Genomic DNA, 25,694 nt, shown 5'->3' on the forward strand with positions numbered 1-25,694 from the left:
CCCCATTCCCCATTCCCCATTCCCCATTCCCCATTCCCCATTCCCCATTCCCCATTCCCCATTTTGGCGGTACTAAGATTACCTTTTGTAGACAGCGGAGTGTCCATTCTTGTTAAAGAAATGAACATCCACCAAGGGGGAGCAGGTCAACACCCATGATGAGGGCGGCAACCGTATCAGTCAGCAGGGAGCAGGTCAAAGTCTTACAAACGGATCTGACAATATGCGTGTGAGTAGTAAAGCGAGCTGCCAGTAAACCTGTAAGGCGCTACGCAAAGTTGTCGATAACGTGAAAAGTATTCTCCCAATCCTTGCGCTAATTTATTGAAAATAAATTATTTTACATGGAATGGTCTGGGAGTTAGCATGTCCTCAGGATTTAAATGAAGATATTGTACTTTCGATTAGCCTCTGAACTCAAAAGGAATATAAAGAAGTGCGGATAGTACACCGATCAGATTTTTTTCCCACGACTAAAAAGAAGTAATACCGACGAGATCAAAGTAAATCGTGTTCCCGGAAAGGCTGGCGACATCAGGGCTTTAATGCCACAATCCCATTTTCTTCGCATGCAGGATGAATGATGAAAAAATTAGCAATCGTTGGTGCGCTACTGGTTCTTAGTGGGTGTGCCGAGGTGGAAAATTATAACGACGTGGTGAAGACACCTGCGCCAGCGGGTCTGGAAGGGTACTGGCAGTCTAAGGGGCCCCAGCGCAAGATGATGAGCCCTGAAGCCATTGCCAGCCTGGTGGTGACGAAAGAGGGCGATACGCTGGATTGCCGCCAGTGGCAGCGCGTGATTGCCGTGCCGGGGAAACTGACTATGCTTTCCGGCGAGTTGACCAACGTGACGACGAAACGGGAGATCTACCCGATTGAACGCACCGGGAACACGCTGACCTACGACGGCATGACGCTGCAACGTGTGGATCGTCCAACTTCTGAGTGCACTGAGGAATTACAAAAATCGCCGCTGGCAACGCCGTTGCCCTGACAGGCCAACCCCGGCGGTATCGTGCTGCCGGGGAGCTATTTTATAGCGCCTCTTCAATCACCCACACGCTGACGCTTCCCCCGTTACAGTAAAACGTCGCTTCGCCATTTTCATCGGTGAGCACGCTTTCTTCACGGTTTCCGAGAAAATCTCGCCAGGTTTTATTACCGTAATTTGCGCCTAGGGTGATCGTCTTCTCGCCGTCGTCGCCATTCGAGAGCACCACCACACATCCAGGGTCTTCCTCGGTTCCGCTACGGCTGAACGCGATACAGTTAGGATGATCAAACCAGAGCGTCTGGATGCCATGAGCGAACCGCTGGCGGGCCAGAATCAGCTCATCGAGTTGCTCAATAACCGGCATATCAATCGGGTAAATTTTCCCGTCGCCGCCGGTGTCTTCATAGTGAGCGCCGTATAAGTCGGGATAGAAAACCGACGGTACGCCGTTTTCCCGTAACAGGATAAGCGCGTAGGCCAGCGGTTTAAACCACGGCTCGACGGGGGCTTCCAGTGCCTGTAAGGGCTGAGTGTCGTGGTTGGCGACCAGCGTCACGGCGTGAAACGGATCGGCTTCGACCAGCGTTCCGGTAAAAATCTGGCTCATGTCGTACTCGCGCCCCTGACGCGACGCTTCGTGAAACTTCATTTGCAACGGGGCGTCGAACAGCATGGTTTTTCCGTCGACCTGGTTGATGTAGCTTTGCAGTTTATCCACTTCATGCGACCAGTATTCTGCGACGATAAAAAGCGGTTTTGGCGCCACGTCCTGGACGTGCTCGATCCACTCTTTGTAAAACCAGGCCGGAATGTGTTTGACGGCGTCCAGACGGAAACCATCGCACTGGGTTTGCTCCATCACCCAGCGCGCCCAGTATTTGATCTCTTCCGTTACCGCGTGATTGCGAAAGTCGATATTTTCGCCCATCAGATAGTCGAAGTTACCCAGTTCGTCATCGACCTGGTCGTTCCAGCCTTCGCCGGTGTAGTCATTGACGATTTTAAAAATGCTGTCTTCGGTGGGGTTTTCGATATGGTCGATGCCGCTAAAACATTTGAAGTCCCAGATGAACTGCGAATACTGACCGGCGCGGGCAGGGAAGGTGTAGCGCGTCCAGCCTTCACACTCGATGATCTCATCATCAATTTGCGTGCGATCCTGTTCATTGACGCGCTGTACGCGGATGGCTTCTTTCTCATCCGCCCCCATTTTGTGGTTGACCACCACATCCAGCAGTACGGCAATGTTATTGTGCTTTAGCGCATCAATCGCCCCCAGCAGTTGGGCTTTGTCACCGTATTTGGTGGCAATGGACCCTTTTTGATCAAACTCACCGAGATCGAACATGTCGTAAGAGTCGTAACCCACGGAATAACCGCCAGACGCGCCTTTGTAGGCCGGGGGCAGCCAGACCATATTGATACCGATATCGTTAAGTCCGCCAGCGCGTTCAGCCAGTTCAAGCCAGAGCTTGCCGCCCTCAGGGTAATACCAGTGGAAGTACTGCAATAACGTGGGGTTTTTCATCTTCCGTGCTCCAGAAGTCGTTTAGCCGACTTCTGGAGTATGGAAGATAATTGATACGAAGCGGGATTTTATTGTGGCGAAGCAGGGGCGTCGGGAACCAGCAACATGCCTGAGAGACGGCCATAAGCATGGTTAAGCGACTGCTGGCGCGTTGACTGGCCGATCAGGCTGCTGAGCTCATCCAGGCGCTGTTGCAGCAGGACTTTCAGACGCTGTTCGTTATCCAGCGTCTGTTTGATATAGCCTGCAATCAACTCCTGAACGCTTCGCGAAATCCCCGGTGGAGTTTGTATTTCCACAACCGTTTCAATGCTTTGTAGATAGGAAACTTCCTGTTCCAGTAACAGATCCCATTCACCCCGCTGCGCAAGTTCCAGCAGCGATTGACTGAGCAGCGCTATGCGCTGCCAACGGTTGATAAACTCCACGGCTAAGGTCATTAACGAGACTCCTGGGAAGATACTTTCGGTGAGATCTGCTTCCAGGCTTCTGCAATATTGCCGAGTAACCCTTCCACTTCTTCAATGGCCTGACTGTCATTACGTAAGTTTGCCTGCAGCAAACGCCGGATCATATAGTCGTACAGTGACGACAGATTGGTTGCGACGTCACCGCCGTTCTCCTCATCCAGCCCGGCTTTCAGTCCATTGTCGATAATGTTGATGGCTTTGCTTAACGCTTCGCCTTTGGCGACAGTGTCGCCCTGTTGCATAAACAAACGCGCACGCACCAGGGCGCTGTTGGCGCCGTCAAATAACATTTCGATCAACTGATGCGGACTGGCGCTCATTACGGCGCTTTCCACGCCGATTTGTGCATAGGCTTTTGTACCGCTAGCGGTATACATGGTTACCTCGTGTTATCAGGAGCTGCTCATGGCAGAAAACTGCTGGCTCAGGTAGCTACTTGTGCCATTGAGTTTGCTCATCATGGTATCCAACTGCGTAAACTGGGCCTTATAACGGGCGACGGTGTCGTCGATACTGGCGCTTACCGCAAGATACTGTTTGGTCAGCTTTTTCAATGTCGCATTAATACTGTCCTCGGCGCTGTCGATAATGCCGTCATCGGCGAGGTAAGCTTCTACTTCGGTGGCAATTTTGGTGGTAATACCGGTTTCTTTTCCATCACCGACCAGCAACTGACGCGTTGCCGTCGTGTTCTCTTTCAGCGCTTTTTCCAGTTTCTCGTCGTCAATTTTTAGCTTGCCGGTGGTCCCGTCAGTGGTAATGCCGATTTCACTTAACGTTTTGAACGGACCTTCGTTGCCGCTGTTGGTAAACTGCGCGCGAATCCCGGTTTGGATCGTACGTACCACGCTGTCGCCAATCAGGGCGCCGTTGCTCTGATCTTGCGCTTCCGCGCCTGGGTCCACTTCCGTGTATTTCGTCAGGGAGGTAAAGGTATCCATCAGCGAGTTGTACGCATCCACCCAACCTTTAATCGCTTCTGTCGCTTTATCATTACTTTTGGTCACGGTAATGCGTGCGTCAGTCACCTCTTTGGTCAGATTCAGCGTGACCCCCTGCGGCGCATCGGTAATGGTGTTGCTCGGGCGTTCAATATCAATGCCGTTAACGGTCAATTGCGCATTCTGCGCGCTGACCAGCTGTTTCATATTTCCGGTGCCCGTTGTGCTGTCATAGGCCAGCAAATCGTTCAGCTTGCTGTCGCCTTCCACCGAAACGGTCATCTCATTTTCGGTGCCGGTGTCGGACGTCAGTACCAGCTGATAATCACCTTCTTTCACTTTAACGATACTTGCGGAAATACCGCTATCGGCATCGTTAATCGCATCGCGAATACCTTCCAGAGAGGTTTGGTCTTTGCTGAGTTTAATTTCCAGCGGCTCTTTGCGACCTTTTTGTTCAATTTTGAGGGTGCGGCTTTCTGCGGAGGTATCGCCCAGCGCATCTTTCGTTGAGCTGATATCAATATTGGTACTTAACGATTGCGCCTGCGCCAGTTTATTGACGCTGATGGTATAGGTGCCTGGTGCTGCGCCAGCGGTGGTAGTGGCGGCCAGATCTTCGGTGCTACTGGTCACGGTCGTGCTCTTAAACAGATCGGCATTATTCAGCGTGGTATTGGCTGTCTGGAATTTCTCCAGCGCGCTTTTTAGCGTGCCATACGCCGTCAGGCGCGCAGTGTTCGCGCTCTGCTGTTGCGTGATCGGGGTTAAACGTCCTTTTTCTGCAGTGGTCAGGTTCGTCAACAATGTGTCCAGCGGTAAATTTGAGCCGACGCCCAGTGATGAAATCGAAGCCATGCCTTATTCCTTGTGATTGCAAACAGTCGTTAACCGCGTTATCGGCAATCTGTTGGCAAAGTTTAATAATAGTTTTATGAAAATAATGCGCGGAATAATGGTGAATAAAGAGGGTATTTCGTGGGCTAAGAAAAAAGAGGGCAGAAATTAAAAATTTTCTAAAGTTCGAATTTAAGGTGCCGATACAAGGGTTACGGTAAGAAACCGTGGGCAACAGAACAGCCCAATAAACATCAAGTTGCAATTGATAAGGAAAAGATCATGGCACAAGTCATTAATACAAACAGCCTGTCGCTGTTGACCCAGAATAACCTGAACAAATCTCAGTCTACTCTGAGCTCCGCTATTGAGCGTCTGTCTTCCGGTCTGCGTATCAACAGCGCGAAAGACGATGCGGCTGGCCAGGCGATCGCTAACCGTTTCACCTCTAACATTAAAGGTCTGACTCAGGCTTCCCGTAACGCTAACGACGGTATCTCCATTGCGCAGACCACCGAAGGCGCGCTGAACGAAATCAACAACAACCTGCAGCGTGTACGTGAACTGACTGTTCAGGCAACTAACGGTACTAACTCCGACAGCGACCTGACCTCCATCCAGAACGAAATCACCCAGCGTCTGAGCGAAATCGACCGCGTATCCGGTCAGACTCAGTTCAACGGCGTGAAAGTTCTGGCTCAGGACAACACCCTGAAAATCCAGGTTGGCGCAAACGACGGCGAAACCATCGATATCGATCTGAAAAAAATCGATTCCAAAAGCCTGGGCATGGATGGTTTCAATGTCAACGGAGCCCAAAAAGCGACTGGTAGTGATTTAATTACTAAATTTGGCGCAACAGGTACGGATAACTACACCGTTAAACAAGGTGGCACTGATGTCACTTATTCCGTGGATATTAAGTCTGGCGCTGTAACAACGGGTTCACCAGCTAAAGCTGCGTTTGTGAATGCTGCAGACGGCACTTTAACGACCGACAAGGCCACGGCAAATACTGAAATTACAGGTAAAGATGCGTTTACTGCGGGTTTGGCAGCGGCAGCTAAAGGCGTCGCCAAGGATTCCACATTTACATACAGCGGCATTGAATTTACGGCAACAACCGCTGGTGATACTGACGGTAATGGTACTTTCGAAGCAACCATTGACGGAACTAAACTGACCTTTGCTGTTTCAGGCGGTGCTACTCCATCATCAGCGGTAACAGGTGGCAAAGCCTATGTGTCTAAAATTGACGGTAGCATCACCACGAAAGCAGAAACCGACAACCGCGCTGCCAAAATGTCTGATTTGGATTTGAATAACGCAGTTAAGAGTGGCAGTACGTTGAACGTCAACGGCGCAACTTATAGCGTTAATGCAAAAGGTGACGAAGTTACTGGTAAGTTTGATGATGGCACTGGCACGATGGTTGACAAGCAAGTGTATTTGGGTAAAACGGCTGGTGGCGCCGCTACTTTACTCAATGCTGATGCTGCCAAATCTCAGCAATCCACCAATGATCCTTTGAAAACCATTGACGATGCGCTGGCACAGGTTGACGCACTGCGTTCTGACCTCGGTGCGGTACAGAACCGTTTTGATTCTGCTATCACCAACCTGGGCAACACCGTCAACAACCTGTCTTCTGCTCGTAGCCGTATCGAAGATGCTGACTACGCGACCGAAGTGTCCAACATGTCCAAAGCACAGATCCTGCAACAGGCGGGTACCTCTGTTCTGGCACAGGCCAACCAGGTTCCGCAGAACGTTCTGTCTCTGCTGCGTTAATTCACACTTTTCGCGCAAACCCCGCTTCGGCGGGGTTTTTTACGCCCGCCGTTTACACGAAACCCCTAAATAACCCCTCATTTCACCCACTATTCATCCGATTAAAACCCCTGCAGAAACGGATAATCATGCCGATAACTCATTTAACGCAGGGCTGTTTATCGTGAATTCACTGTATACCGCTGAAGGTGTAATGGATAAACACTCGCTGTGGCAGCGTTATGTACCGCTGGTACGTCACGAAGCATTGCGCCTTCAGGTGCGTTTGCCCGCGAGCGTAGAACTGGACGACCTGCTACAAGCGGGCGGCATCGGGTTATTAAATGCAGTTGACCGATATGATGCTCTGCAAGGAACGGCATTTACCACTTACGCAGTGCAGCGTATTCGTGGAGCGATGCTGGATGAACTACGCAGCCGGGATTGGGTGCCGCGTAGCGTCCGGCGCAATGCTCGCGAAGTGGCGCAGGCGATGGGGCAACTGGAACAGGAATTAGGGCGTAACGCGACGGAAACCGAAGTAGCGGAGCGTCTGGCGATTCCTGTGCATGAGTATCGTCAGATGTTGCTCGATACCAATAACAGTCAGCTCTTCTCCTATGACGAGTGGCGGGAAGAGCATGGCGATAGCGTCGAGCTGGTGACTGAAGAACATCAGCAGGAAAACCCGTTACAACAACTTCTTGATAGCAATTTACGCCAGAGCGTGATGGATGCCATTGAGGCACTGCCGGAACGTGAACAGCTGGTGTTAACGCTCTATTACCAGGAGGAGCTTAATCTCAAAGAGATTGGCGCGGTCCTGGAGGTTGGCGAGTCACGGGTGAGCCAGTTGCACAGTCAGGCAATCAAACGTCTACGCACCAAGCTGGGTAAGTTGTAAGCGGCGGTTTTCGCGCCGTCGAAAAATGCCGCACAACGAATTGACTACCAGGAGTTCTCATGACGGTGCAGCAATCTAAAAGACGGCCACTCAGCCGCTACCTCAAAGATTTTAAACACAGCCAGACGCATTGCGCGCATTGCCACAAACTGCTCGACAGGGTAACGCTGGTCCGTTGCGGGCAGATTGTGAACAAAATTGCCATTTCCAGACTGGATTCGCTGTTGGATGACGCCGCCTGGCAGCAGGAGCAAAAAGAGTGGGTCGCTCTGTGCCGTTTTTGCGGTGATTTGCACTGTAAAGAGCAAAGCGACTTTTTCGACATCATCGGCTTTAAACAATTTTTATTTGAACAGACCGAAATGAGTCATGGCACGGTGCGCGAATACGTCGTCCGCCTGCGCCGGCTTGGCAATCACCTCACGGAACAAAACATCACCCGCGATAGAGTGCAGGACGGTTTTCTTGATGAAAGCCTGGCTCCCTGGTTACCCGAAACCAGCACGAATAACTATCGGATCGCACTGCGCAAGTATGAACAATACAAAGCGCATGTTCACCCCGGACTGATGCAGAATTCCTGCTGTTCCGCGACTTCTGATATATATTAAAAAAGCATAAGATGTAGCAGAGTCGTTTTTGTGATTAACGGCAAACCCTCTACACTACCGTGATAAATAACAACATTCGGGGTAACTATGAAATTAGCACTTTTGGGACGACAGGCTCTGATGGGTGTGATGGCTGTTGCACTCGTCGCCGGAATGAGCGTGAAGACTTTTGCAGATGAAGGTCTGTTAAATAAAGTGAAAGAGCGCGGTACGCTGCTGGTAGGACTGGAAGGGACATATCCTCCGTTCAGTTTTCAGGGCGATGACGGTAAGTTGACCGGTTTTGAAGTGGAGTTTGCGCAGGAGTTGGCGAAACATCTGGGGGTTAAAGCCGAGCTTAAACCGACCAAGTGGGACGGTATGCTGGCATCATTAGATTCCAAACGTATTGATGTTGTTATCAATCAGGTGACCATCTCCGACGAACGTAAGAAGAAATACGACTTCTCTACCCCGTATACCGTTTCGGGTATTCAGGCGCTGGTGAAAAAAGGCAATGAAGGCAGCATCAAAACCGCGGCTGACCTGAAAGGCAAGAAAGTGGGCGTGGGCCTGGGAACCAACTACGAAGAGTGGTTGCGCCAGAACGTTGAGGGTGTCGATATTCGCACTTACGATGACGACCCGACCAAATATCAGGATCTGCGTGTGGGGCGTATCGACGCGATTCTGGTGGATCGCCTGGCGGCGCTGGATCTGGTGAAGAAAACCAAAGATACGCTGGCGGTGACTGGTGAAGCGTTCTCCCGTCAGGAGTCTGGCATTGCGCTGCGTAAGGGTAACGACGATTTGCTGAAAGCGGTGGATGCGGCCATTGCCGATATGCAAAAGGACGGCTCGCTGAAAGCGCTGTCTGAAAAATGGTTTGGCGCTGATGTGACGAAATAATCGTCAACAATGCAAAAAAAAGGCGCTTTAACGAGCGCCTTTTTTATTTCATCTGAATGAACGTGCATAATAAAAAGAACACACAACACAATAAACATCGGAGGCTACATGCCACTGCATAATTTAACGCGCTTTCCTCGTCTGGAATTTATCGGCGCGCCAACGCCGCTCGAATACTTGCCGCGTTTTTCTGACTATCTGGGACGCGATATTTTCATCAAACGGGATGACGTCACGCCGATGGCAATGGGCGGTAATAAACTGCGTAAGCTGGAGTTTCTGGCGGCGGATGCGCTGCGCGAAGGGGCGGACACGCTGATCACCGCGGGGGCGATTCAGTCTAATCATGTCCGCCAGACGGCGGCGGTGGCGGCAAAACTGGGATTGCACTGCATTGCGTTGCTGGAAAATCCCATTGGCACCACGGCGGAAAATTATCTGACTAACGGTAATCGCCTGTTGCTCGATCTGTTTAATGTGCAAATCGAAATGTGCGCGGCCCTGAATGACCCGGACGCACAACTCCAGGAACTGGCAACCCGCGTTGAAGCGCAAGGATTCCGTCCTTATGTGATTCCTGTTGGCGGCTCTAACGCCCTGGGCGCATTGGGTTATGTGGAAAGCGCGCTGGAAATTGCCCAGCAGTGTGAAGGGGCGGTGCAACTCTCTTCGGTGGTGGTGGCGTCTGGCAGCGCCGGGACACATGCGGGGCTGGCGGTGGGGCTGGAACAACTGATGCCGGAGGTTGACCTGGTAGGGGTGACCGTTTCGCGTAAAGTTGCCGATCAGCAGCCGAAAGTGGTCGCGCTGCAACAGGCGATTGCCAAAGAATTAGAACTGACCGCGTCGGCGGAGATCCTGCTGTGGGATGACTATTTTGCGCCGGGCTACGGTATGCCGAATGAAGAGGGGATGGAGGCAGTAAAACTGCTGGCGCGTCTGGAAGGCATTTTGCTGGATCCTGTTTATACAGGGAAAGCGATGGCGGGCTTGATTGATGGCATCAGCCAGAAACGCTTCAAAGATGAAGGGCCAATTCTATTTATTCATACTGGTGGCGCGCCTGCGTTGTTTGCCTACCATCCTCACGTATAACAACCAGGTCGAAAAACGCGAATGCAAGAAAGTATCCAACTGGTGATTGATTCTCTGCCGTATCTGCTCAAAGGGGCGGTGTTCACGCTGCAACTGAGTATTGGCGGGATGTTTTTTGGCCTGCTGCTGGGATTTATTCTGGCGCTGATGCGCATGTCGCCGCTGTTGCCTGTCCGGTGGCTGGCGCGCTTTTATATTTCCATTTTCCGGGGGACGCCGCTGATCGCCCAACTGTTTATGATCTACTACGGCCTGCCGCAATTTGGTATTGAGCTGGACCCTATCCCGGCGGCGATGATCGGTTTGTCGCTCAATACGGCAGCGTACACCTCTGAAACGCTGCGTGCGGCGATCTCCTCCATTGACAAAGGTCAGTGGGAGGCGGCGGCGAGTATCGGTATGACGCCGTGGCAAACGATGCGCCGCGCCATTCTACCGCAGGCTGCCCGTGTGGCGCTGCCGCCGCTGAGCAACAGTTTTATCAGCCTGGTGAAAGATACCTCGCTGGCGGCGACGATTCAGGTGCCGGAACTGTTCCGTCAGGCGCAGTTGATCACGTCGCGTACGCTGGAAGTCTTCACTATGTATCTGGCTGCCTCGTTGATCTACTGGGTGATGGCGACGGTGCTATCGGCATTGCAGAACTACTTTGAAGACCAGCTTAACCGCCAGGAGAAAGATCCGAAATGAGTGCCATTGAAGTCAAAAACCTGGTGAAGAAATTTCATGGGCAGACGGTGCTGCATGGCATCGATCTCGACGTCAAACCGGGTGAGGTCGTCGCTATTATTGGGCCGAGCGGTTCGGGGAAAACCACCTTACTGCGCAGTATTAATCTGCTGGAAGTGCCGGAAGCCGGCACGATCAAAGTGGGGGAGATCACCATTGATACCGCCCGCTCCTTAAATCAGCAGAAGGGATTAATTCGCCAGCTGCGCCAGCATGTGGGCTTTGTATTCCAGAACTTTAATTTGTTTCCACATCGTACGGTGGTGGAGAACATCATTGAAGGCCCGGTCATTGTCAAAGGTGAATCAAAAGCGGAAGCAACGGCGCGTGCGCATGAGCTGCTGGCAAAAGTAGGTCTGGCCGGGAAAGAGACCAGCTATCCGCGGCGCTTATCCGGCGGGCAACAGCAACGCGTGGCAATCGCGCGTGCGCTGGCTATGCGCCCGGAGGTCATTCTGTTTGATGAACCGACCTCTGCGCTCGATCCTGAGCTGGTGGGGGAGGTGCTCAATACTATCCGCCAACTGGCGCAGGAAAAGCGGACTATGGTAATTGTGACGCACGAAATGAGTTTCGCCCGCGACGTGGCTGACCGGGCGATATTTATGGATCAGGGACGAATTGTGGAACAGGGCCCCGCAAAATCGTTATTTAGCCATCCGCAGCAACCACGCACCCGCCAGTTTCTTGAGAAATTTCTGATGAAATAAAAGGTATTGTGATACTCGTCCGAAATAATCCCGGTTCGGACGAGTATATTTGAATAAATATGACGTTCTCCCGCATGGTTAATGCATTTTCACCCTGGTGTTGATAAGTGTATTGAAGTAAAACTCAAGTATTCCCCGTCCTGACCGATATTTTATTCATATAAACTGCATTTATGTGGTAGCGTATTTGCTCATTAAAAATGATAATCTCTCTCAGAGGTGGTATCCCCTGATATGCAGGAAAATGATTTCTTCACCTGGCGACGGAGTATGCTGATACGCTTTCAGGAAATGGCGACGGCAGAAGACGTCTATCGCGAATTACAGCATCAGACGTGTCAACTGGAGTTCGATTATTACGCGTTATGCGTTCGTCATCCGGTCCCGTTTACACGGCCAAAAATCTCTCTTCAAACGACGTATCCTCAGGCGTGGATTACCCACTATCAGTCTGAAAACTATTTTGCTATTGACCCGGTTTTAAAGCCGGAAAACTTCATCCAGGGCCATTTACCCTGGAATGACGCATTATTCAGTGATACTCAGACCCTGTGGGATGCAGCACGCTCCCACGGTTTGCGAAAGGGGATCACCCAATGTTGTATGCTGCCGAACCGTGCGCTGGGGTTCCTTTCCGTCTCACGGTCGAACGTGCGCAATGTCTCCTTTGCCTCTGATGAAGTTGAGTTGAAACTGCAGTTGCTGATACGTGAGAGCCTCTCTGTGCTTTCACGGCTGGAAGATGACATGGTCACAACGGCAGAGATGCGTTTTAGCAAGCGGGAAAAGGAAATCTTAAAGTGGACGGCGGAAGGAAAAACGTCATCTGAAATCGCCATGATCCTGTCGATTTCGGAGAACACCGTCAACTTTCATCAGAAGAATATGCAGAAGAAGTTTAACGCGCCGAATAAGACACAAATTGCCTGCTATGCTGCGGCTATCGGTCTGATTTAAAGGTGGTTTTTGTGTTCTGACGCAAAACCGGCCGAAAGCGCTGCTCTCAGCCGGTTTCATCTTATTGACGGTAAGCTTGTTTAATTTGCTTAACAGTGTTGGAAAATATCGCTGCTTGCGAATTGTCTTCAATCAGCGCGATCTGTTTTTCCATTTTAAGAATCACGCGCCCTGCATCGGCTTGCCCCATTGCCTGCAGCATCAGCGTTAACATGGCTTTCAGGCAGGTGACTTCGTTAGCCAGTTCTTGATTATTCTCGGCAGTGGAAAAATCAGGCGTACTCATTTATTTTCCTCATTGTGTTACAGTGAAAAAGTGCGATGGCAAATGTTAAGGCGGCGGAGTATACCATAAGCTGCGCTAAAAATAGCAGTGGTTGTTTTTTCATCGAAACTGAAGCCTGAGCTATTAAAATAAACAACGTCTTGCAGTGGATATATTTTCTTCATTCATTGTTTATGGCGCGTATTTTACTCGTTAATTATTGTTACAAAGTTGCTTCCTATTTATCATTGAAGTCGGACGGAGTGAATTTTTTGTCACTATTCTGAAACTTTAAGAGAGATATAGTCTTTGGTAGTGGCTGTTTTCAACGGAATGTTTCCACATTCCGTACAGTCTAATTTCCAAAAACGAGAGCAAAATCTAAGGGGCGGCGTTTTTTACGTTTCAAAGTTGAGATAAAACCCGCTAATATATGGGCGATTAACTATCAGTAGCGTTATCCCTATTCTGGAGATATTCCTTTGATCAACGTTCTTCTTGTTGACGACCACGAACTGGTGCGCGCAGGGATACGACGCATTCTGGAAGATGTAAAGGGCATAAAAGTTGTTGGCGAAGCATGTTGTGGTGAAGATGCTGTTAAATGGTGTCGCACAAATGCCGCTGACGTCGTGTTGATGGACATGAACATGCCCGGAATTGGCGGTCTTGAAGCGACGCGTAAAATTGCGCGTTCATCGGCTGACATTAAAGTGATTATGTTGACGGTCCATACGGAAAACCCTTTACCCGCCAAAGTGATGCAGGCGGGCGCTGCCGGGTATCTGAGTAAAGGTGCGGCTCCGCAAGAAGTGGTTAACGCGATTCGTTCCGTTTTCTCCGGTCAACGCTATATAGCTTCCGACATTGCACAACAGATGGCTCTTAGCCAGATCGAACCGGAAAAAACGGAAACCCCGTTTGCCAGTTTGTCTGAACGCGAGTTGCAGATTATGCTGATGATCACCAAAGGCCAGAAGGTCAATGAGATCTCAGAGCAACTGAATCTCAGTCCTAAAACGGTGAACAGTTATCGCTATCGAATGTTCAGTAAACTAAACATTCACGGTGATGTGGAGCTGACTCACCTGGCAATTCGCCATGGCCTGTGTAATGCGGAGACATTAACAAGTCAGTGAGCCTTCAGTTTGACGCGAAAGCGTTTTTGAAAACCGTTACCAGCCAGCCCGGCGTTTATCGTATGTATGATGCTGGTGGTACGGTTATTTATGTCGGCAAAGCAAAGGACCTGAAAAAACGGCTTTCCAGCTATTTTCGCAGCAACCTTGCTTCGCGGAAAACCGAAGCGTTGGTCGCGCAAATTCAGCAAATTGATGTGACGGTCACCCATACGGAAACCGAAGCGTTGCTGCTTGAGCATAACTACATCAAGTTGTATCAGCCCCGCTATAACGTTCTGCTGCGTGACGACAAATCCTATCCTTTTATTTTTCTGAGTGGCGATACGCATCCGCGTCTGGCGATGCACCGTGGGGCCAAACACGCCAAAGGCGAGTATTTTGGCCCGTTCCCAAACGGCTATGCCGTGCGCGAAACGCTGGCGCTACTGCAAAAAATCTTTCCGATTCGTCAGTGTGAAAACAGCGTTTATCGCAACCGTTCGCGCCCCTGTCTGCAATACCAGATTGGGCGTTGCCTCGGCCCCTGCGTAGCTGGTCTGGTCAGTGAAGAAGAGTATGCCCAGCAGGTTGAGTATGTCCGTCTGTTTTTATCCGGCAAAGACGATCAGGTATTAACTCAGTTGATCGCGCGGATGGAAAACGCCAGCCGCAATCTGGAATTTGAAGAGGCCGCGCGCATTCGCGATCAAATACAGGCTGTACGTCGTGTTACCGAAAAACAGTTTGTGTCAAACACTGGCGACGATCTTGATGTTATCGGGGTGGCTTTCGACGCCGGAATGGCCTGTCTGCACGTGCTTTTTATCCGCCAGGGCAAAGTGCTGGGCAGTCGCAGCTATTTCCCTAAAGTGCCCGGCGGGACTGAAATGGGTGAAGTCGTGGAGACGTTTGTCGGGCAGTTCTATCTGCAAGGTAGTCAGATGCGAACGCTGCCGGGCGAAATCCTGCTTGATTTTAATCTGAGTGACAAAACGTTATTGGCAGACTCGCTGTCGGAACTGGCCGGGCGTCGGGTCAATGTACAGACGAAACCGCGTGGCGATCGCGCAAGATATCTCAAGCTGGCGCGTACCAATGCCGCGACGGCGCTGACGACGAAACTCTCTCAGCAGTCGACCATTACCCAGCGTCTGACGGCGCTGGCAACGGTGTTAAAACTGCCTGCGGTAAAACGCATGGAATGTTTCGATATTAGCCATACCATGGGTGAACAGACGGTCGCCTCCTGCGTGGTCTTCGACGCTAACGGACCGCTGCGTGCTGAATATCGCCGCTATAACATTACCGGCATCACGCCTGGCGATGATTATGCTGCGATGAATCAGGTACTGCGTCGACGTTATGGCAAAGCGATTGAAGAAAGTAAGATCCCGGATGTTATTCTGATCGATGGCGGAAAAGGGCAGCTTGGCCAGGCAAAAGCGGTCTTTGCTGAACTGGACGTTCCCTGGGATAAACAGCATCCATTGCTGCTGGGGGTTGCGAAGGGCGCGGATCGTAAGGCAGGTCTGGAAACGTTGTTCTTCGAACCGGAAGGTGAGGGGTTCAGTTTACCCCCGGACTCACCCGCGTTACATGTTATCCAGCATATTCGCGATGAGTCTCATGACCATGCGATCGGCGGACATCGTAAAAAACGGGCGAAAGTGAAAAATACCAGCACCCTGGAAACCATTGAAGGCGTTGGCCCTAAACGTCGGCAGATGCTGTTGAAATATATGGGTGGTTTGCAAGGATTACGTAACGCCAGCGTAGAAGAAATTGCAAAAGTGCCGGGTATTTCGCAAGGTCTGGCAGAAAAGATCTTCTACTCGTTGAAACATTGAGGTCTCTGTAGCAACATAGGGGTAATTTCTCTGACAACAGATAGTTACCCGTCACTATGCAATTTAATATTCCTACATTGCTCACGCTGTTTCGCGTCATACTGATTCCCTTCTTTGTACTGGCGTTTTATCTACCATTCAGTTGGGCACCGTTTGTGTGCGCGCTCATCTTCTGTATTGCAGCCGTAACTGACTGGTTTGATGGTTTTCTGGCGCGTCGCTGGAATCAAAGTACTCGCTTTGGCGCGTTTCTTGATCCGGTGGCTGACAAAGTGCTGGTCGCTATCGCAATGGTCCTGGTGACAGAACACTACCATAGCTGGTGGGTGACGTTACCCGCCGCAACAATGATCGCCCGTGAAATCATTATCTCTGCTTTACGCGAATGGATGGCGGAACTCGGTAAACGCAGCAGTGTGGCCGTCTCCTGGATAGGGAAAGTCAAAACAACGTCACAAATGGCGGCGCTGGCATGGTTATTATGGCGTCCAAACATTTGGGTAGAGTATGCCGGCATCGCATTATTCTTTGTCGCAGCCATACTGACGTTGTGGTCGATGCTGCAGTATTTGAGCGCTGCACGCGGCGATTTGCTTGATCAGTGATCGTTTCGCCGCAAATTTCAGCAAACGATCGTGGGTGACGAAAAATATCGTTGACTCAGTGCGTCAGGTAAGTAGAATGCAACGCATCGAACGGCAGCACAGATTGCCAGACGATAACAAAATCAAGTGATTAACAAAGTTACTTGGTGATGCGGGAATAGCTCAGTTGGTAGAGCACGACCTTGCCAAGGTCGGGGTCGCGAGTTCGAGTCTCGTTTCCCGCTCCAGTTTAAAGACATCGGCAATTGCGGGTGTCTGGCTGAAAAGCCTGAAGAATTTGGCGCGTTAGCAAAGCGGTTATGTAGCGGATTGCAAATCCGTCTAGTCCGGTTCGACTCCGGAACGCGCCTCCAATTTCTTCCCGAGCCCGGATGGTGGAATCGGTAGACACAAGGGATTTAAAATCCCTCGGCGTACGCGCTGTGTGGGTTCAAGTCCCACTCCGGGCACCATGGGAAAGAAAAGAATAATCAAAGCAATAAGCAGTGTCGTGAAACCACCTACGGGTGGTTTTTTTGTACCTGAAATCCAATTTCCTAACATGTTTCCTAACATCAATTCGTCATGTTGCACATGATGCAATCATTTCTGACCGCCAACCACTGGCACTATTTTAACCTTGCGATCATAACGCGCGGTCTGCGTAATCGTTTTGTGACCTGAAATTTGCTGCTTCTCCTGCAGGCTTCCCTCCAGATCCGAAACACCTTTGGCCTTCAGGTCGTGAAAAGTAAAATCAAAAAGAAGGTGTGGGTGTTTCGCTTGTGCTTCTTCTCTGGCTTGCTGCCAGCGACTATTGAATCCGTCCCGTGTATACCGGCGACCGTTCTGCTGGTGAAGGACGTAAACACTGGATAAACCCTGTTTGAGGGGTAACGACTTTGCCAGTTCTATAACGGCAGTCAGACGATCTGACCATGCCTTTATTTGTTTTGCTGCTGTCTTGCCCTGACGGATAAAGATACCCATCTCAAGCAATTGAGATTTTTGCAGCGCCAGTACGTCACCCTGACGCGCCAGGCATAGATAAGCTAATTCCATAGCGATTTGCACAACAGGCGGCGCCACGCCGTAAAGCGCTGCATATTCCTCATCGGTGATATAGCGCTCCCGCTCTTCTTCTTTAAACTGGCGGACTCCTTTACACGGATTACCTGCCACCATACCTCTCTCGTATGCCCAGCCATAAACACGGCTGAGAAACGACTTTTCCCTGTTTGCCTGCACAGGCGCAACGACTCCGCGCTTATCCATATATTTTCGGATGTGTTGCGGTTTCACGCCATCAGGATCCATTTTCCCGAATACCGGAATGATTTTTTTAGAATATTTTTTATAGTCTTTTTGTGTTTCAGTGCCCAGGCGCGCATAGTCAGCACTTTCAAAAAACTGATCAATAAGACCGGACAGGTTTGTTTTTTCCTGAATATTTTTTAACGCCGCCTCATATTTTGCCCAGATTAGGGAAACCGGAGAATCCAGCGGACAGAGCTGCACCGCTCCGCCTGTCGCCGGGTGAAACTCAAACTTTGATTTTCCGCGATAAACTCGGGGAGGGTAAATATTGTCTGCTGGGTTCTTCCGTTTTCCGGCCATTTTCACATCGCATCGAAGTTAGGGGTATCCAGTTCGGGTCTACGCTGAGCCGCCAGTCTCAGTGAAATGGGGTTGTTAACGTGGTCCCATGTGGTGCGCGGGCGACCATTGCGATCTTCTCCAAACCAGATCCCCGCACGTGACAGCCATTCCCGCTGTTTTTTTGGCTGCTTATAACCAGTGAGTTTTTGTATAGCAGCATCAGATAAAACGTCATCACTCATAGCCATTTCTCTCGATGGCCAGCCATTACACTACGTGAAACAGCTGACACAGGTTGATAGTCAAAAATCATTGATTGATAAAGCAGCTTTCTCACCTGATGGTGTTAACCACCAATACCCGTTTCTTTGGGCGACGAAACCTTGTTGTTCCAGAATAAGCAGGGCTTTAATGGTTTTGTCCTCCGTAATCCCTGCAGAGCGCGCAATTTGGGAGCAAATTTCCATATTGCGGTTTTTCAGCGTTTGCATAACTAATTGAGTGCCCATTAATTCGACTCCGCAGTGATAACGCCATCAGCCAGAGCCACGGCCATAAACGGAATATCGTCATGAGTGCCGCTGTAAGCTGGGTTCGAACACATGCCTTGCATTGCCGCGATGATGATTTGTTGGCGCCAGGTAAGGGATGACATCTCAGTGCCTGGCATCGGTTCAGTTTCTTTTTTCGGCCTGGCGGTAATAACTGGCGGATCAATTACTACTGGTTTTGGCGGTGCAGGCTGGCGGTATTCCACAATGGCATCAAGGCTCTCTTTTTGGCGGATGTTTTCATCATCAGACCAGACATCAAGAATTACGGCGCCAGCCAGATTAATTTCGTCATCACTCAAATTTGGTGAAAGGCAAAATTCTGTTGTCTCAATGTCTGCCATGATGATTGGGATAAGGTAAGAAACAGGATGGCCAGCGCAGGCAACAGAGTGTTCAGCCTGACGCAAGTTAATCTGACTCGTACGACCGGAAAGCAGGTCATTTAGGGCGAAGGCGATCTCAATTTCGCGATCAGTGATCGGCTGGCGATTGTCCATTACACCGGCATTTGCTTCTGAGCCATCCCCCAGAGTGCTTTCGCCAGGTGGCAGCGCATTACTAGCCGATTTTTCATCACCATCAATCTCTTGAGTCTGTGCATTACCTTCGGTCTCTGCTTCCTGCCGTTCGGTAGCTGCGCGAGCTGTCAATGTGCGATCGATATCATCGGCAATTTCAGCCTCACTGAGTCCAGACCATGCTCCGCTTCCGGCTTCGCCAGCTTCATCATTCCTCTGAGGCAGGGGTAGTATTGAGCGACCGCAGGCGATATCGATGACTAACTGAGGCGGATTAATACAGTCAAATGACGAGACGCATTTGTCGATGTATTTGCGGAGTTCTGCGGGGTAGACATGAAGTTTCTCAGGTGCGGTTTTTATCATGGCCACAATGGCTGCAGGACCGAAATCATAAACACCAGGTGTGCGTGAGAAGGGGACAAACCAGTCAGTTACTTCGGTATCATTTTTGTCACTCAATATGTCATTAATGCGCATTTCGATACCAATTGGACGACTAGAAATATCGAAATCCATTGAACGAGCTATGACACCACTGGCAACTAGATAACGCAGTTGGATACTGCGTTGTTTCTGATCATCAGCGCCGCCGTCTGTGTTGACTGTTTCGCGCGTAGCCGGAGGCGTATCAAGCCATTTGACGATCAATTTTTTAATATCTGTCCATTGTGCCGACTCTTTCGCTTTTTCACGCACGTAAGCCAGCAATTCTTCCTGGCGAGCCATCAGCAGCTCAAGAACGCGTGGCTCTCGGGAAATTGCTTCAGCCAGCTCCCGCGTGAAACCGCCGTCTTCGTCGTTAATCAGGTCAATGATCTGGCCGTACTGGTTTTCTGTGATGTCCTGAATGGGCCCAAACATAGCAAGGCAAGCTGCGCGGGATTGCAGCCCAAGAAGCTTGACCGTTTTCATATTCACTGCTGATGAGTCATTGTCCTGCAGGCCTTCATCGCCAGCCGATTCAGTTTCCGATGGTTTAGGTTTGCCAGAGTTCACATCCCACACCGCGAGCGTTTCGAAAAAATCCGTCGAGAACTCATCCAGGGGAGGGAGTGGAAGATCATCGCCATGCTCCCACACTTTGGCTTTGAAATAGTCATCGATGTTGGCCGGGTAGTGCTCTGCCATTTTTCCGGCAATAATTGTTTCAGCTACACCTTTGTTTGGTGCTTTTACTGCGCGAGCAAGGGTTTTTAAAGATGGGTCTTTTTTCAACGCTTTATCTTTTACGAAACAGGCACTGCCAAATATTTTAAATTCAACTGACATAATAACCTCAATATCTTTTATTAAATAAGTGAATGGGCTGTTTGTTTACCGATGCTTTTAATGCTGGCATCGGTTGATGTATCTTTTTCCATGCAATAGCGTGTTCTGCATTACAGAAATAAGCAGATTCGAACCTTTTATATTTCTTTATCGCTGATTTATACATGAGGCTGGATTCGCCCCACGTTTTACAGTACGGGCAGCACTCGATAGCCATTCTGTCTCCTTTTATTACGCACTGAAGGCGCTTTTTAGTTGCAGGAGCCCCTGCCAATTATGGCATGGACAAGCATATCTAAATTAATTTTTTGTGATAACTACACCGTCAGGATGTAATGCAATATCAACTGGACGGCAGTCTGCATTAAAATAACGCTCTTCGAAAATTATTTGTTCACATTTATCCTGAGTGCTATAAGTGCCATTTATTACTTCAATGCAATCAGTGCTGGTTGAGCAAATCGTTAAAACGAGCGCGAATAATTGGGTCATTAAGAGCCACCTCAGAAATGATTTTTGCCTTTTCATTTTTCACTTCATTCAGCATTTTCTGATCATCTAGAAATTCAGCGACTGACTGTTTTGTCAGAACTGCAACTATGCGGTTTCGAATACTTAGCATATTAACCATGAGCATTCACCGTTCTGAGATTGTTCTCTGCAATTCTCAGGTTTCTGGCTGCCTCATCATAAAGCGCCTGAGCTGCTGTCATCTTGTCAGTGGACTGACGCTCAAACGGACATGGTGTCGCCTCGCATTCGCTACACTCAATCACCGGGCAGAACGAAAGGGTACCGAGAGTAATAGCTCCAACTACAGCCACCGATGCGCGCTCAATCGTCACGCTTTTAACGCCTGCTAAAAGCGCAGTCCCAGCTATGGAAATTGCCGCCTCCACTCCTGCATTTCCGTGTGCAATAATTTTCATCATTTCTCTCCAGTAAACAGGCTTCTGTGTGTAGTGCCAAGTACTTCCCGGCGACCGCATTCACCGGACGTTAAAACCTGCTTTAGCTATAAATGCGCCTTTCTTATTACCGCTTAAGGCTCGGCGGATCCGACTATTCCCCAATGGTCAGAGTTCGGCTAATCTGGATATCCCCATTGGTCATAAGAGAATGCGTTAATGAATAAAATGGATTCTGAATATGAAGAACGGCACATGTCGCCATTTAAACGACCTGAGCCACCACCACCACCAAAACCAAAAGATGAGTAAGATAAACATGACCAGAACTGATGATATTTTCGATATTGCGTATTCACATAATCTTGAAAAGATGTTTAGTACGATAACGGCAAGATTAGATAAATTAATCACTCTTGCTATCACAGTTTCTGGGCTTGGAGTCTTCTCTTTCATATCTGGGATTGCATGGTTTGGGGCGCTAATTGCTACCTTGTCCATCACTCAGATAATTTTTCAATTTTCGCGTGCATCAGTTATTTCAGAAACTCAGTACCGGAAATATTTAAAACTATCCATCGAAGAACCGTCATTATCTGACGAGCAACTCCGGGCAAGACGTATTGCAGTCGAGGAGGTGGATACGAATCCATGGAGTTTACTGAAACCTGCAGCTCACAAAAGAGCTTGTATTCAACTTGGCCTGGACGACACTTCGGATGAAATGACACTCATGCAGAAGTGCTTTTCCTGGCTTGCAGGTGATTTACCGCGAAGTAAAAACACCCCGGAAAAAAATGCAAACTCAGCAACAAAATAGCACTACCCACGGCGACACACAGGGTCACGTACCCATCAGTGAACGACCGCAACCAGGTCCACGCCCGAAAGACTAGGGGATCTCCAGATTTTTAAAGAGCGAAGCGTCCGAAAGGGCGCTTTTTTGTTTCTTACCCTGTATCGCTGGGTGAGCGGAACGTTTTGACTTGAGTAATCACTGCGTGTGATTGCTTGATGAGATGTAGATTAGTTATAGCTAACAAAAATGGCAATAGAAATTTGTTCGCCATGGCTAACTTGATTGGCGATATGAAGCATCTAATTGTAATTTATGGGTTTATTTTTTGGTGGTGCGCTGTCTTGCTTTGAGTAATTCGTCGAAGAGTTTATTGAAATTCATTACTCTGGAGCGCATCTGCTGAAGTTGGGCTTCCTGCTCAGACTCAGGGAGGGCGTCAAACAAATCCAGCATCTCCTGTTGTCTTTCATCAAGAGGGGGGCGCTCAGGCGTGTATTCATCAGGTTCTTTATCTTCATCACCGTAAAGAATCCATGTTGGTGAGCACTGTAAAACCTTCGACAGAGAAAAAAGATTCTTCCCAGTTGGCTCACTATCATCTCTTTCCCATTGAGATACGGACACATGGGAAATCTTCAGAGCCTTGGCCAGCGTTCTCTGAGTGTGTTTGAGTTCTTTTCGACGAGCTCTGATGCGCTCTCCGATCGTCATGTTTTTCATATCCATAGTTAGCTAATGCTAAATCTTATTGACTATGTTTTTGTTAACGTCTAGCTTGTTAGTCATGACTAACAAAACGGAGGTCACATGTTCACGTGTGAAGCACTTAATTTTTTCGGCACTAAGACAAAGCTGGCTAAAGCCGCTGGTGTCGAATTGCAGTCACTTTACAAATGGGGGCAACTGGTCCCGGAAGCTCGTGCGCATCGCCTTGTAGAAGCATCTGGTGGTGCTCTTAGCTACGACAAAGACGTTTACGACCGCTACCGCCAGGCTAAACGAGTCGGTAAACAGATTACCCCTGTATCACAGAAGGAACCTGACTGATGAAACTCAACGAGATCAAAACACTGGCGATAGAACTGGAAGAGTGGGCGCTTAAGGATGGAAAGAAGGGCGGTTGGAAGAAAATCACGCCATTGATTACAGAGCATCACCACTGCGAGCTGCTGGAAAGCCTGGCCAATATCACCAGTCTGGAAGAATACGCCCGTCGTTTACACAACAACACGCAGATCATTCAGCGCGCCTTTCGCAATGACACACCGAACTATCGCCGCCAGGCAGCTGCGCTGGCACCTGCAATTCGCGCCGCTATGGACGCTGAACTGGAAGAGCAAACCGATATGTGCACCCGGGCAGCCATTGCTAATAGGGAATGTATCGAAGCAACCAGCGCTTTGCTGACAGGTAAACCGTTGCAGGTGATTCGAAAAGAAGGCGTTGAAGCGATTGAAGCACTGGCTGCTGCATGCGGCTTAACCATTCAATTTAAAACCGCGGGACCGCACATCGTATAAACCGGAGGCAACCATGCGTACTAGCCGGGAATTAGCCAGCGATTTAATTGATCGCATGAAAAACGCCATGAAGCACAACGCGCCGACTGAGTCGTCAGATCGTACTGGTGAATTAATTCCAGGTATGAAGTACCGCAACGAACGCGGGCGCATGGTGACGATTATCAGAGCCTCACAACTTCGGGTGATGTATCGCTACGAAGGCTATCGGGACATCTGCGAGAGAAGTCGCAGAGAATTCAATTTGAAGTTTAAGAAGGTGCAGCTATGAATCTGCATATTGATTCTCAGAATTTCGGGCGCTACACTGTTCTGGCAACGGCAAAATCCGTTGCCGGGCGTGGAAACCCGGAATATTCAAGCGCACAACCGCGCTCTGCGGTTTTTTTGTGCGAAATGCATTGCTATACCAAAATTATGGTGGGGCGTGCAGGGCAGCTTTCGGGCTGGCCGGTTTCTTGGATTCCCGGTATTTCCACCCCTGTACGTCTCACCACCAGTAAGCGTGGAAACTTCGGTGGTGAGTTATCTTCACCTGAATCCGAGGTTGCCATCATGGCTACAGTCCCAAGCTTTGCTCAACCTGAAATTACCCTCATCTCTGGTCGTGCGGTGACATCGTCACTGGCTGTCGCGGCTTACTTCTCTAAGCGTCACGATAACATCATTCAAAAAATTCAGACGCTGGAATGTTCTCCAGATTTCATTGCCCTTAATTTTAAGGTCAATGAATACACCGACGCTATAGGCCGCAAGCTTCCCTGCTACGAAATCACCAGATCCGGATTTATGTTCCTAGCTATGGGCTTCACTGGAAAAAAAGCCGCCCACCTTAAAGAGAGCTACATCAACGCCTTTGACGCGATGGAAGCACAGTTGTCCTCCGGCACCATGCCTGAATACACCCAAATCATTCTGACCCTGAAGAACGGCGTTGTGGTGGACTCCCGTCCGGTTCGGGAGGGCGAATATACCTGCTGCATGGAGACTTTTTTCGAGATGGCCGAACGGCAGGGATATCTGGTTATTCATACGGATGATCTTAAATCACTGTCTTTTGGCACCAGAAAGCGGGGTGACTCATGAGCAATAAGCTCACCAGCTACGTGTGGGACGGCTGCGCGGCGTCAGGCATGAAATTACCCAATGTAGCGGTTATGGCTCGTCTTGCAGACTGGTGTAACGACGATGGTGTGTGTTGGCCATCAGTTGAAACGATTGCCAGACAGACTGGCGCTGGCATCAGCACGGTACGCAAAGCGATAGCACAACTTGAAGAAGACGGCTGGCTAACCAGAAAGCAACGCAGGAAGGGTAATCGTAATGCTTCCAACGTTTACCAGCTCAATGTGGGAAAACTATACGCAGCCGCAAGACCGCACCAGGCACAATCCGACGCGCCAGAATCTGACCCGTCAGAATGTGGAGGGTCAAATAACAGCAAAAGCGAGGATTTTCACCCTCCACAATCTGATGCATCAAAATATGACCAGTCAAAATCCGACCCGTCAGAATACGACAAAAAAGAGGGTTTTCACCCTCCACAATCTGGCGGGGATCCATCAGTAAATTCAAATACAGATCCATCAGATAAAAAGATCGCTATGTCCGAAAATTCTGGCGAATTCCCTGACGGTGAAAATTCATCCCCGGTTCCTGAACCGATTCGAAAGGGAAAATGGGGTACACAGGAAGATCACCAGTGCGCTGAGTGGATTTTCTCCCGTATTAAAAAACTCTACGAGAAAGCTGCCGAAACGGATGGCGAAGTGTCGCGCCCTAAAGACCCCAACTGGAATACCTGGGCGAATGAGATCCGCCTGATGCGTGCCATCGACGGGCGTAGCCATCGGCAGATTTGCGAATTGTTTAAACGCGTGCAGAGCGATTCATTCTGGTGCAAGAACGTCCTGAGCCCATCAAAACTACGCGAAAAATGGGATGAATTATCCCTCAAGCTGTCGCCGGTCAATGTCTCGCACGGGAGTGTTATTGATGCAGATTTTGATGATGAATACTATCAAAACGACCTTGCGGCTGCAGCGCGTTCCGGCTTTCGAGTTTAAGCAGGATAAGTATATGGAGACGATCCTGATCCCCGTATGGTCGTGAAATTTTCTGAAAAAGCTTCATTAGGGTATGCATGTACTCATACCACCGACTATGACCCTACTAAATTAGTGGGGTCATAGTTGATTAACAGTGGGTTGCCGTTCAGTTGGGTGTATAGCGAGACATGCTGGTCAAAAAATTTTCATCCATTTCTCATT

General features: G+C 49.6%; 32 protein-coding genes and 3 tRNA genes. 21 read left to right on the forward strand and 14 right to left on the reverse strand.

The annotated features are described in order from the left end of the window. The first annotated feature begins 583 nt into the window (after positions 1-583). Positions 584-997, forward strand: coding sequence for a lipoprotein YedD (yedD, locus tag CJP72_RS21085; protein ID WP_162383267.1), 414 nt, complete (start codon positions 584-586; stop codon positions 995-997). A gap of 40 nt (positions 998-1,037) precedes the next feature. Here the strand turns inward: yedD and amyA are convergent, their stop codons facing one another. The 4 genes from amyA to fliD all read right to left on the reverse strand — a co-directional run bounded on the left by amyA (position 1,038) and on the right by fliD (position 4,794). Further along, positions 1,038-2,525 (reverse strand): alpha-amylase, encoded by a 1,488-nt coding sequence (gene amyA, locus CJP72_RS21090; RefSeq protein WP_162383268.1) that lies wholly within the window; start codon positions 2,523-2,525, stop codon positions 1,038-1,040. 68 nt (positions 2,526-2,593) lie between these two features. Continuing rightward, positions 2,594-2,965, reverse strand: coding sequence for a flagella biosynthesis regulatory protein FliT (gene fliT / locus CJP72_RS21095; protein ID WP_162383269.1), 372 nt, complete (start codon positions 2,963-2,965; stop codon positions 2,594-2,596). Then, the gene (gene fliS, locus CJP72_RS21100) at positions 2,965-3,372 is read right to left on the reverse strand and encodes a flagellar export chaperone FliS (RefSeq protein ID WP_162383270.1); all 408 of its coding nucleotides are present in this window, start codon (positions 3,370-3,372) and stop codon (positions 2,965-2,967) included. The genes fliT and fliS overlap by 1 nt, the downstream gene beginning before the upstream one ends. A gap of 15 nt (positions 3,373-3,387) precedes the next feature. Further along, positions 3,388-4,794 carry a flagellar filament capping protein FliD gene (fliD, locus tag CJP72_RS21105; RefSeq protein ID WP_162383271.1) on the reverse strand — a complete coding sequence of 469 codons (1,407 nt, stop codon included), beginning with the start codon at positions 4,792-4,794 and terminating at the stop codon, positions 3,388-3,390. A 261-nt stretch (positions 4,795-5,055) separates the two neighbouring features. Between fliD and CJP72_RS26005 the strand changes: the two genes are divergently transcribed. The 8 genes from CJP72_RS26005 (at position 5,056) to sdiA (ending at position 12,437) form a co-directional block, all read left to right on the forward strand. After that, entirely contained in the window at positions 5,056-6,564 is a 1,509-nt protein-coding gene (locus CJP72_RS26005) for a flagellin N-terminal helical domain-containing protein (RefSeq protein WP_162383272.1), read from the forward strand. A 163-nt stretch (positions 6,565-6,727) separates the two neighbouring features. After that, positions 6,728-7,447 carry an RNA polymerase sigma factor FliA gene (locus CJP72_RS21115; protein ID WP_162383273.1) on the forward strand — a complete coding sequence of 240 codons (720 nt, stop codon included), beginning with the start codon at positions 6,728-6,730 and terminating at the stop codon, positions 7,445-7,447. A gap of 59 nt (positions 7,448-7,506) precedes the next feature. Further along, the gene (gene fliZ, locus CJP72_RS21120) at positions 7,507-8,058 is read left to right on the forward strand and encodes a flagella biosynthesis regulatory protein FliZ (protein WP_162383274.1); all 552 of its coding nucleotides are present in this window, start codon (positions 7,507-7,509) and stop codon (positions 8,056-8,058) included. Positions 8,059-8,145: 87 nt separating this feature from the next. Next, positions 8,146-8,946, forward strand: a complete 801-nt coding sequence (tcyJ, locus tag CJP72_RS21125) for a cystine ABC transporter substrate-binding protein (RefSeq protein WP_162383275.1) — start codon at positions 8,146-8,148, stop codon at positions 8,944-8,946. Positions 8,947-9,054: 108 nt separating this feature from the next. Next, positions 9,055-10,041, forward strand: a complete 987-nt coding sequence (dcyD, locus tag CJP72_RS21130; protein ID WP_162383276.1) for a D-cysteine desulfhydrase — start codon at positions 9,055-9,057, stop codon at positions 10,039-10,041. Positions 10,042-10,062: 21 nt separating this feature from the next. Then, positions 10,063-10,731 carry a cystine ABC transporter permease gene (tcyL, locus tag CJP72_RS21135; protein ID WP_162383277.1) on the forward strand — a complete coding sequence of 223 codons (669 nt, stop codon included), beginning with the start codon at positions 10,063-10,065 and terminating at the stop codon, positions 10,729-10,731. Further along, positions 10,728-11,480, forward strand: a complete 753-nt coding sequence (tcyN, locus tag CJP72_RS21140; protein ID WP_162383278.1) for an L-cystine ABC transporter ATP-binding protein TcyN — start codon at positions 10,728-10,730, stop codon at positions 11,478-11,480. Before tcyL ends, tcyN begins: the two co-directional genes overlap by 4 nt. 234 nt (positions 11,481-11,714) lie before the next feature. After that, positions 11,715-12,437 (forward strand): transcriptional regulator SdiA, encoded by a 723-nt coding sequence (gene sdiA, locus CJP72_RS21145; RefSeq protein ID WP_162383279.1) that lies wholly within the window; start codon positions 11,715-11,717, stop codon positions 12,435-12,437. 61 nt (positions 12,438-12,498) lie between these two features. Here sdiA and CJP72_RS21150 read toward each other — a convergent pair whose 3' ends face one another. Further along, positions 12,499-12,723, reverse strand: a complete 225-nt coding sequence (locus CJP72_RS21150; RefSeq protein WP_162383280.1) for a DUF2594 family protein — start codon at positions 12,721-12,723, stop codon at positions 12,499-12,501. Continuing rightward, positions 12,710-12,826: a hypothetical protein gene (locus CJP72_RS26405; RefSeq protein ID WP_446714985.1), complete on the reverse strand. Its 117-nt coding sequence runs from the start codon at positions 12,824-12,826 to the stop codon at positions 12,710-12,712. The genes CJP72_RS21150 and CJP72_RS26405 overlap by 14 nt, the downstream gene beginning before the upstream one ends. A gap of 358 nt (positions 12,827-13,184) precedes the next feature. On the opposite strand from CJP72_RS26405, the gene uvrY reads away from it, so the two are divergent. The 6 genes from uvrY to CJP72_RS21180 all read left to right on the forward strand — a co-directional run bounded on the left by uvrY (position 13,185) and on the right by CJP72_RS21180 (position 16,727). Continuing rightward, complete coding sequence (gene uvrY / locus CJP72_RS21155; protein WP_162383281.1) at positions 13,185-13,841, forward strand: UvrY/SirA/GacA family response regulator transcription factor; 657 nt, start codon at positions 13,185-13,187, stop codon at positions 13,839-13,841. Further along, a complete protein-coding gene (gene uvrC, locus CJP72_RS21160) occupies positions 13,838-15,670 on the forward strand; it encodes an excinuclease ABC subunit UvrC (protein ID WP_162383282.1) in 1,833 nt (610 codons plus the stop codon). The genes uvrY and uvrC overlap by 4 nt, the downstream gene beginning before the upstream one ends. A 56-nt stretch (positions 15,671-15,726) precedes the next feature. Further along, positions 15,727-16,275 carry a CDP-diacylglycerol--glycerol-3-phosphate 3-phosphatidyltransferase gene (gene pgsA, locus CJP72_RS21165; protein WP_162383283.1) on the forward strand — a complete coding sequence of 183 codons (549 nt, stop codon included), beginning with the start codon at positions 15,727-15,729 and terminating at the stop codon, positions 16,273-16,275. Between the two features lie 151 nt (positions 16,276-16,426). Further along, positions 16,427-16,502 (forward strand) — tRNA-Gly (locus CJP72_RS21170). 52 nt (positions 16,503-16,554) lie between these two features. After that, a tRNA-Cys gene (locus CJP72_RS21175) sits at positions 16,555-16,628 on the forward strand. Between the two features lie 12 nt (positions 16,629-16,640). Beyond that, positions 16,641-16,727: transfer RNA gene (locus tag CJP72_RS21180), tRNA-Leu, on the forward strand. 130 nt (positions 16,728-16,857) lie between these two features. Here the strand turns inward: CJP72_RS21180 and CJP72_RS21185 are convergent. The 7 genes from CJP72_RS21185 to CJP72_RS21215 all read right to left on the reverse strand — a co-directional run bounded on the left by CJP72_RS21185 (position 16,858) and on the right by CJP72_RS21215 (position 21,129). After that, positions 16,858-17,871: a tyrosine-type recombinase/integrase gene (locus tag CJP72_RS21185; protein ID WP_162383284.1), complete on the reverse strand. Its 1,014-nt coding sequence runs from the start codon at positions 17,869-17,871 to the stop codon at positions 16,858-16,860. A gap of 2 nt (positions 17,872-17,873) precedes the next feature. After that, positions 17,874-18,095 (reverse strand): DUF4224 domain-containing protein, encoded by a 222-nt coding sequence (locus CJP72_RS21190; RefSeq protein ID WP_162383285.1) that lies wholly within the window; start codon positions 18,093-18,095, stop codon positions 17,874-17,876. 60 nt (positions 18,096-18,155) lie between these two features. Beyond that, on the reverse strand, positions 18,156-18,362 hold the full coding sequence (locus tag CJP72_RS21195; RefSeq protein ID WP_162383286.1) for a hypothetical protein: 207 nt from the start codon (positions 18,360-18,362) through the stop codon (positions 18,156-18,158). Next, the gene (locus tag CJP72_RS21200) at positions 18,362-20,197 is read right to left on the reverse strand and encodes a hypothetical protein (protein WP_162383287.1); all 1,836 of its coding nucleotides are present in this window, start codon (positions 20,195-20,197) and stop codon (positions 18,362-18,364) included. The genes CJP72_RS21195 and CJP72_RS21200 overlap by 1 nt, the downstream gene beginning before the upstream one ends. 300 nt (positions 20,198-20,497) lie before the next feature. After that, complete coding sequence (locus tag CJP72_RS26410; RefSeq protein WP_446714986.1) at positions 20,498-20,725, reverse strand: DUF1482 family protein; 228 nt, start codon at positions 20,723-20,725, stop codon at positions 20,498-20,500. Then, the gene (locus CJP72_RS21210; RefSeq protein WP_162383264.1) at positions 20,640-20,828 is read right to left on the reverse strand and encodes a hypothetical protein; all 189 of its coding nucleotides are present in this window, start codon (positions 20,826-20,828) and stop codon (positions 20,640-20,642) included. The genes CJP72_RS26410 and CJP72_RS21210 overlap by 86 nt, the downstream gene beginning before the upstream one ends. Next, positions 20,821-21,129, reverse strand: a complete 309-nt coding sequence (locus CJP72_RS21215) for a hypothetical protein (protein ID WP_162383289.1) — start codon at positions 21,127-21,129, stop codon at positions 20,821-20,823. Before CJP72_RS21215 ends, CJP72_RS21210 begins: the two co-directional genes overlap by 8 nt. Before the next feature lie 217 nt (positions 21,130-21,346). Between CJP72_RS21215 and CJP72_RS21220 the strand changes: the two genes are divergently transcribed. Next, on the forward strand, positions 21,347-21,925 hold the full coding sequence (locus tag CJP72_RS21220; RefSeq protein ID WP_238340141.1) for a hypothetical protein: 579 nt from the start codon (positions 21,347-21,349) through the stop codon (positions 21,923-21,925). 297 nt (positions 21,926-22,222) lie between these two features. On the opposite strand, the gene CJP72_RS21225 is transcribed toward CJP72_RS21220, so the two are convergent. Then, a complete protein-coding gene (locus CJP72_RS21225; RefSeq protein ID WP_274597012.1) occupies positions 22,223-22,624 on the reverse strand; it encodes a helix-turn-helix domain-containing protein in 402 nt (133 codons plus the stop codon). A gap of 87 nt (positions 22,625-22,711) precedes the next feature. Here CJP72_RS21225 and CJP72_RS21230 point away from each other — a divergent pair, with 87 nt between their 5' ends. The 5 genes from CJP72_RS21230 to CJP72_RS21250 are packed head-to-tail and all read left to right on the forward strand — an operon-like array spanning position 22,712 to position 25,490. Further along, on the forward strand, positions 22,712-22,951 hold the full coding sequence (locus CJP72_RS21230) for a Cro/CI family transcriptional regulator (RefSeq protein ID WP_162383291.1): 240 nt from the start codon (positions 22,712-22,714) through the stop codon (positions 22,949-22,951). Then, positions 22,951-23,424: a toxin YdaT family protein gene (locus tag CJP72_RS21235; RefSeq protein ID WP_162383292.1), complete on the forward strand. Its 474-nt coding sequence runs from the start codon at positions 22,951-22,953 to the stop codon at positions 23,422-23,424. Before CJP72_RS21230 ends, CJP72_RS21235 begins: the two co-directional genes overlap by 1 nt. 13 nt (positions 23,425-23,437) lie before the next feature. Further along, positions 23,438-23,695: a DUF4222 domain-containing protein gene (locus CJP72_RS21240; RefSeq protein ID WP_162383293.1), complete on the forward strand. Its 258-nt coding sequence runs from the start codon at positions 23,438-23,440 to the stop codon at positions 23,693-23,695. Further along, complete coding sequence (locus tag CJP72_RS21245) at positions 23,692-24,510, forward strand: Rha family phage regulatory protein (protein ID WP_162383294.1); 819 nt, start codon at positions 23,692-23,694, stop codon at positions 24,508-24,510. The genes CJP72_RS21240 and CJP72_RS21245 overlap by 4 nt, the downstream gene beginning before the upstream one ends. Next, positions 24,507-25,490: a helix-turn-helix domain-containing protein gene (locus tag CJP72_RS21250; RefSeq protein ID WP_162383295.1), complete on the forward strand. Its 984-nt coding sequence runs from the start codon at positions 24,507-24,509 to the stop codon at positions 25,488-25,490. Before CJP72_RS21245 ends, CJP72_RS21250 begins: the two co-directional genes overlap by 4 nt. Positions 25,491-25,694 lie beyond the last annotated feature (204 nt).

This window comes from Citrobacter sp. NCU1 (assembly GCF_010231475.1).
In the GTDB taxonomy this organism is placed as follows: domain Bacteria; phylum Pseudomonadota; class Gammaproteobacteria; order Enterobacterales; family Enterobacteriaceae; genus Citrobacter_D.

Excerpts from the sequence above, each read along its gene's own strand:
- amyA (WP_162383268.1), bottom strand. The coding sequence starts at position 2,525 with ATGAAAAACCCCACGTTATTGCAGTACTTCCACTGGTATTACCCTGAG.
- CJP72_RS21195 (WP_162383286.1), bottom strand. The coding sequence starts at position 18,362 with ATGGGCACTCAATTAGTTATGCAAACGCTGAAAAACCGCAATATGGAA.
- CJP72_RS26405 (WP_446714985.1), bottom strand. The coding sequence starts at position 12,826 with ATGAAAAAACAACCACTGCTATTTTTAGCGCAGCTTATGGTATACTCC.
- CJP72_RS21215 (WP_162383289.1), bottom strand. The coding sequence starts at position 21,129 with ATGATGAAAATTATTGCACACGGAAATGCAGGAGTGGAGGCGGCAATT.
- CJP72_RS21245 (WP_162383294.1), top strand. The coding sequence starts at position 23,692 with ATGAATCTGCATATTGATTCTCAGAATTTCGGGCGCTACACTGTTCTG.
- pgsA (WP_162383283.1), top strand. The coding sequence starts at position 15,727 with ATGCAATTTAATATTCCTACATTGCTCACGCTGTTTCGCGTCATACTG.
- fliT (WP_162383269.1), bottom strand. The coding sequence starts at position 2,965 with ATGACCTTAGCCGTGGAGTTTATCAACCGTTGGCAGCGCATAGCGCTG.
- CJP72_RS21200 (WP_162383287.1), bottom strand. The coding sequence starts at position 20,197 with ATGTCAGTTGAATTTAAAATATTTGGCAGTGCCTGTTTCGTAAAAGAT.
- CJP72_RS21240 (WP_162383293.1), top strand. The coding sequence starts at position 23,438 with ATGCGTACTAGCCGGGAATTAGCCAGCGATTTAATTGATCGCATGAAA.
- fliS (WP_162383270.1), bottom strand. The coding sequence starts at position 3,372 with ATGTATACCGCTAGCGGTACAAAAGCCTATGCACAAATCGGCGTGGAA.
- CJP72_RS26410 (WP_446714986.1), bottom strand. The coding sequence starts at position 20,725 with ATGAAAAGGCAAAAATCATTTCTGAGGTGGCTCTTAATGACCCAATTA.
- fliZ (WP_162383274.1), top strand. The coding sequence starts at position 7,507 with ATGACGGTGCAGCAATCTAAAAGACGGCCACTCAGCCGCTACCTCAAA.
- fliD (WP_162383271.1), bottom strand. The coding sequence starts at position 4,794 with ATGGCTTCGATTTCATCACTGGGCGTCGGCTCAAATTTACCGCTGGAC.
- tcyL (WP_162383277.1), top strand. The coding sequence starts at position 10,063 with ATGCAAGAAAGTATCCAACTGGTGATTGATTCTCTGCCGTATCTGCTC.
- CJP72_RS21220 (WP_238340141.1), top strand. The coding sequence starts at position 21,347 with ATGAAGAACGGCACATGTCGCCATTTAAACGACCTGAGCCACCACCAC.
- CJP72_RS21190 (WP_162383285.1), bottom strand. The coding sequence starts at position 18,095 with ATGAGTGATGACGTTTTATCTGATGCTGCTATACAAAAACTCACTGGT.
- CJP72_RS26005 (WP_162383272.1), top strand. The coding sequence starts at position 5,056 with ATGGCACAAGTCATTAATACAAACAGCCTGTCGCTGTTGACCCAGAAT.
- CJP72_RS21150 (WP_162383280.1), bottom strand. The coding sequence starts at position 12,723 with ATGAGTACGCCTGATTTTTCCACTGCCGAGAATAATCAAGAACTGGCT.
- CJP72_RS21250 (WP_162383295.1), top strand. The coding sequence starts at position 24,507 with ATGAGCAATAAGCTCACCAGCTACGTGTGGGACGGCTGCGCGGCGTCA.
- CJP72_RS21210 (WP_162383264.1), bottom strand. The coding sequence starts at position 20,828 with ATGGTTAATATGCTAAGTATTCGAAACCGCATAGTTGCAGTTCTGACA.
- dcyD (WP_162383276.1), top strand. The coding sequence starts at position 9,055 with ATGCCACTGCATAATTTAACGCGCTTTCCTCGTCTGGAATTTATCGGC.
- CJP72_RS21185 (WP_162383284.1), bottom strand. The coding sequence starts at position 17,871 with ATGGCCGGAAAACGGAAGAACCCAGCAGACAATATTTACCCTCCCCGA.
- CJP72_RS21225 (WP_274597012.1), bottom strand. The coding sequence starts at position 22,624 with ATGAAAAACATGACGATCGGAGAGCGCATCAGAGCTCGTCGAAAAGAA.
- tcyJ (WP_162383275.1), top strand. The coding sequence starts at position 8,146 with ATGAAATTAGCACTTTTGGGACGACAGGCTCTGATGGGTGTGATGGCT.
- sdiA (WP_162383279.1), top strand. The coding sequence starts at position 11,715 with ATGCAGGAAAATGATTTCTTCACCTGGCGACGGAGTATGCTGATACGC.
- CJP72_RS21230 (WP_162383291.1), top strand. The coding sequence starts at position 22,712 with ATGTTCACGTGTGAAGCACTTAATTTTTTCGGCACTAAGACAAAGCTG.
- tcyN (WP_162383278.1), top strand. The coding sequence starts at position 10,728 with ATGAGTGCCATTGAAGTCAAAAACCTGGTGAAGAAATTTCATGGGCAG.
- CJP72_RS21235 (WP_162383292.1), top strand. The coding sequence starts at position 22,951 with ATGAAACTCAACGAGATCAAAACACTGGCGATAGAACTGGAAGAGTGG.
- yedD (WP_162383267.1), top strand. The coding sequence starts at position 584 with ATGAAAAAATTAGCAATCGTTGGTGCGCTACTGGTTCTTAGTGGGTGT.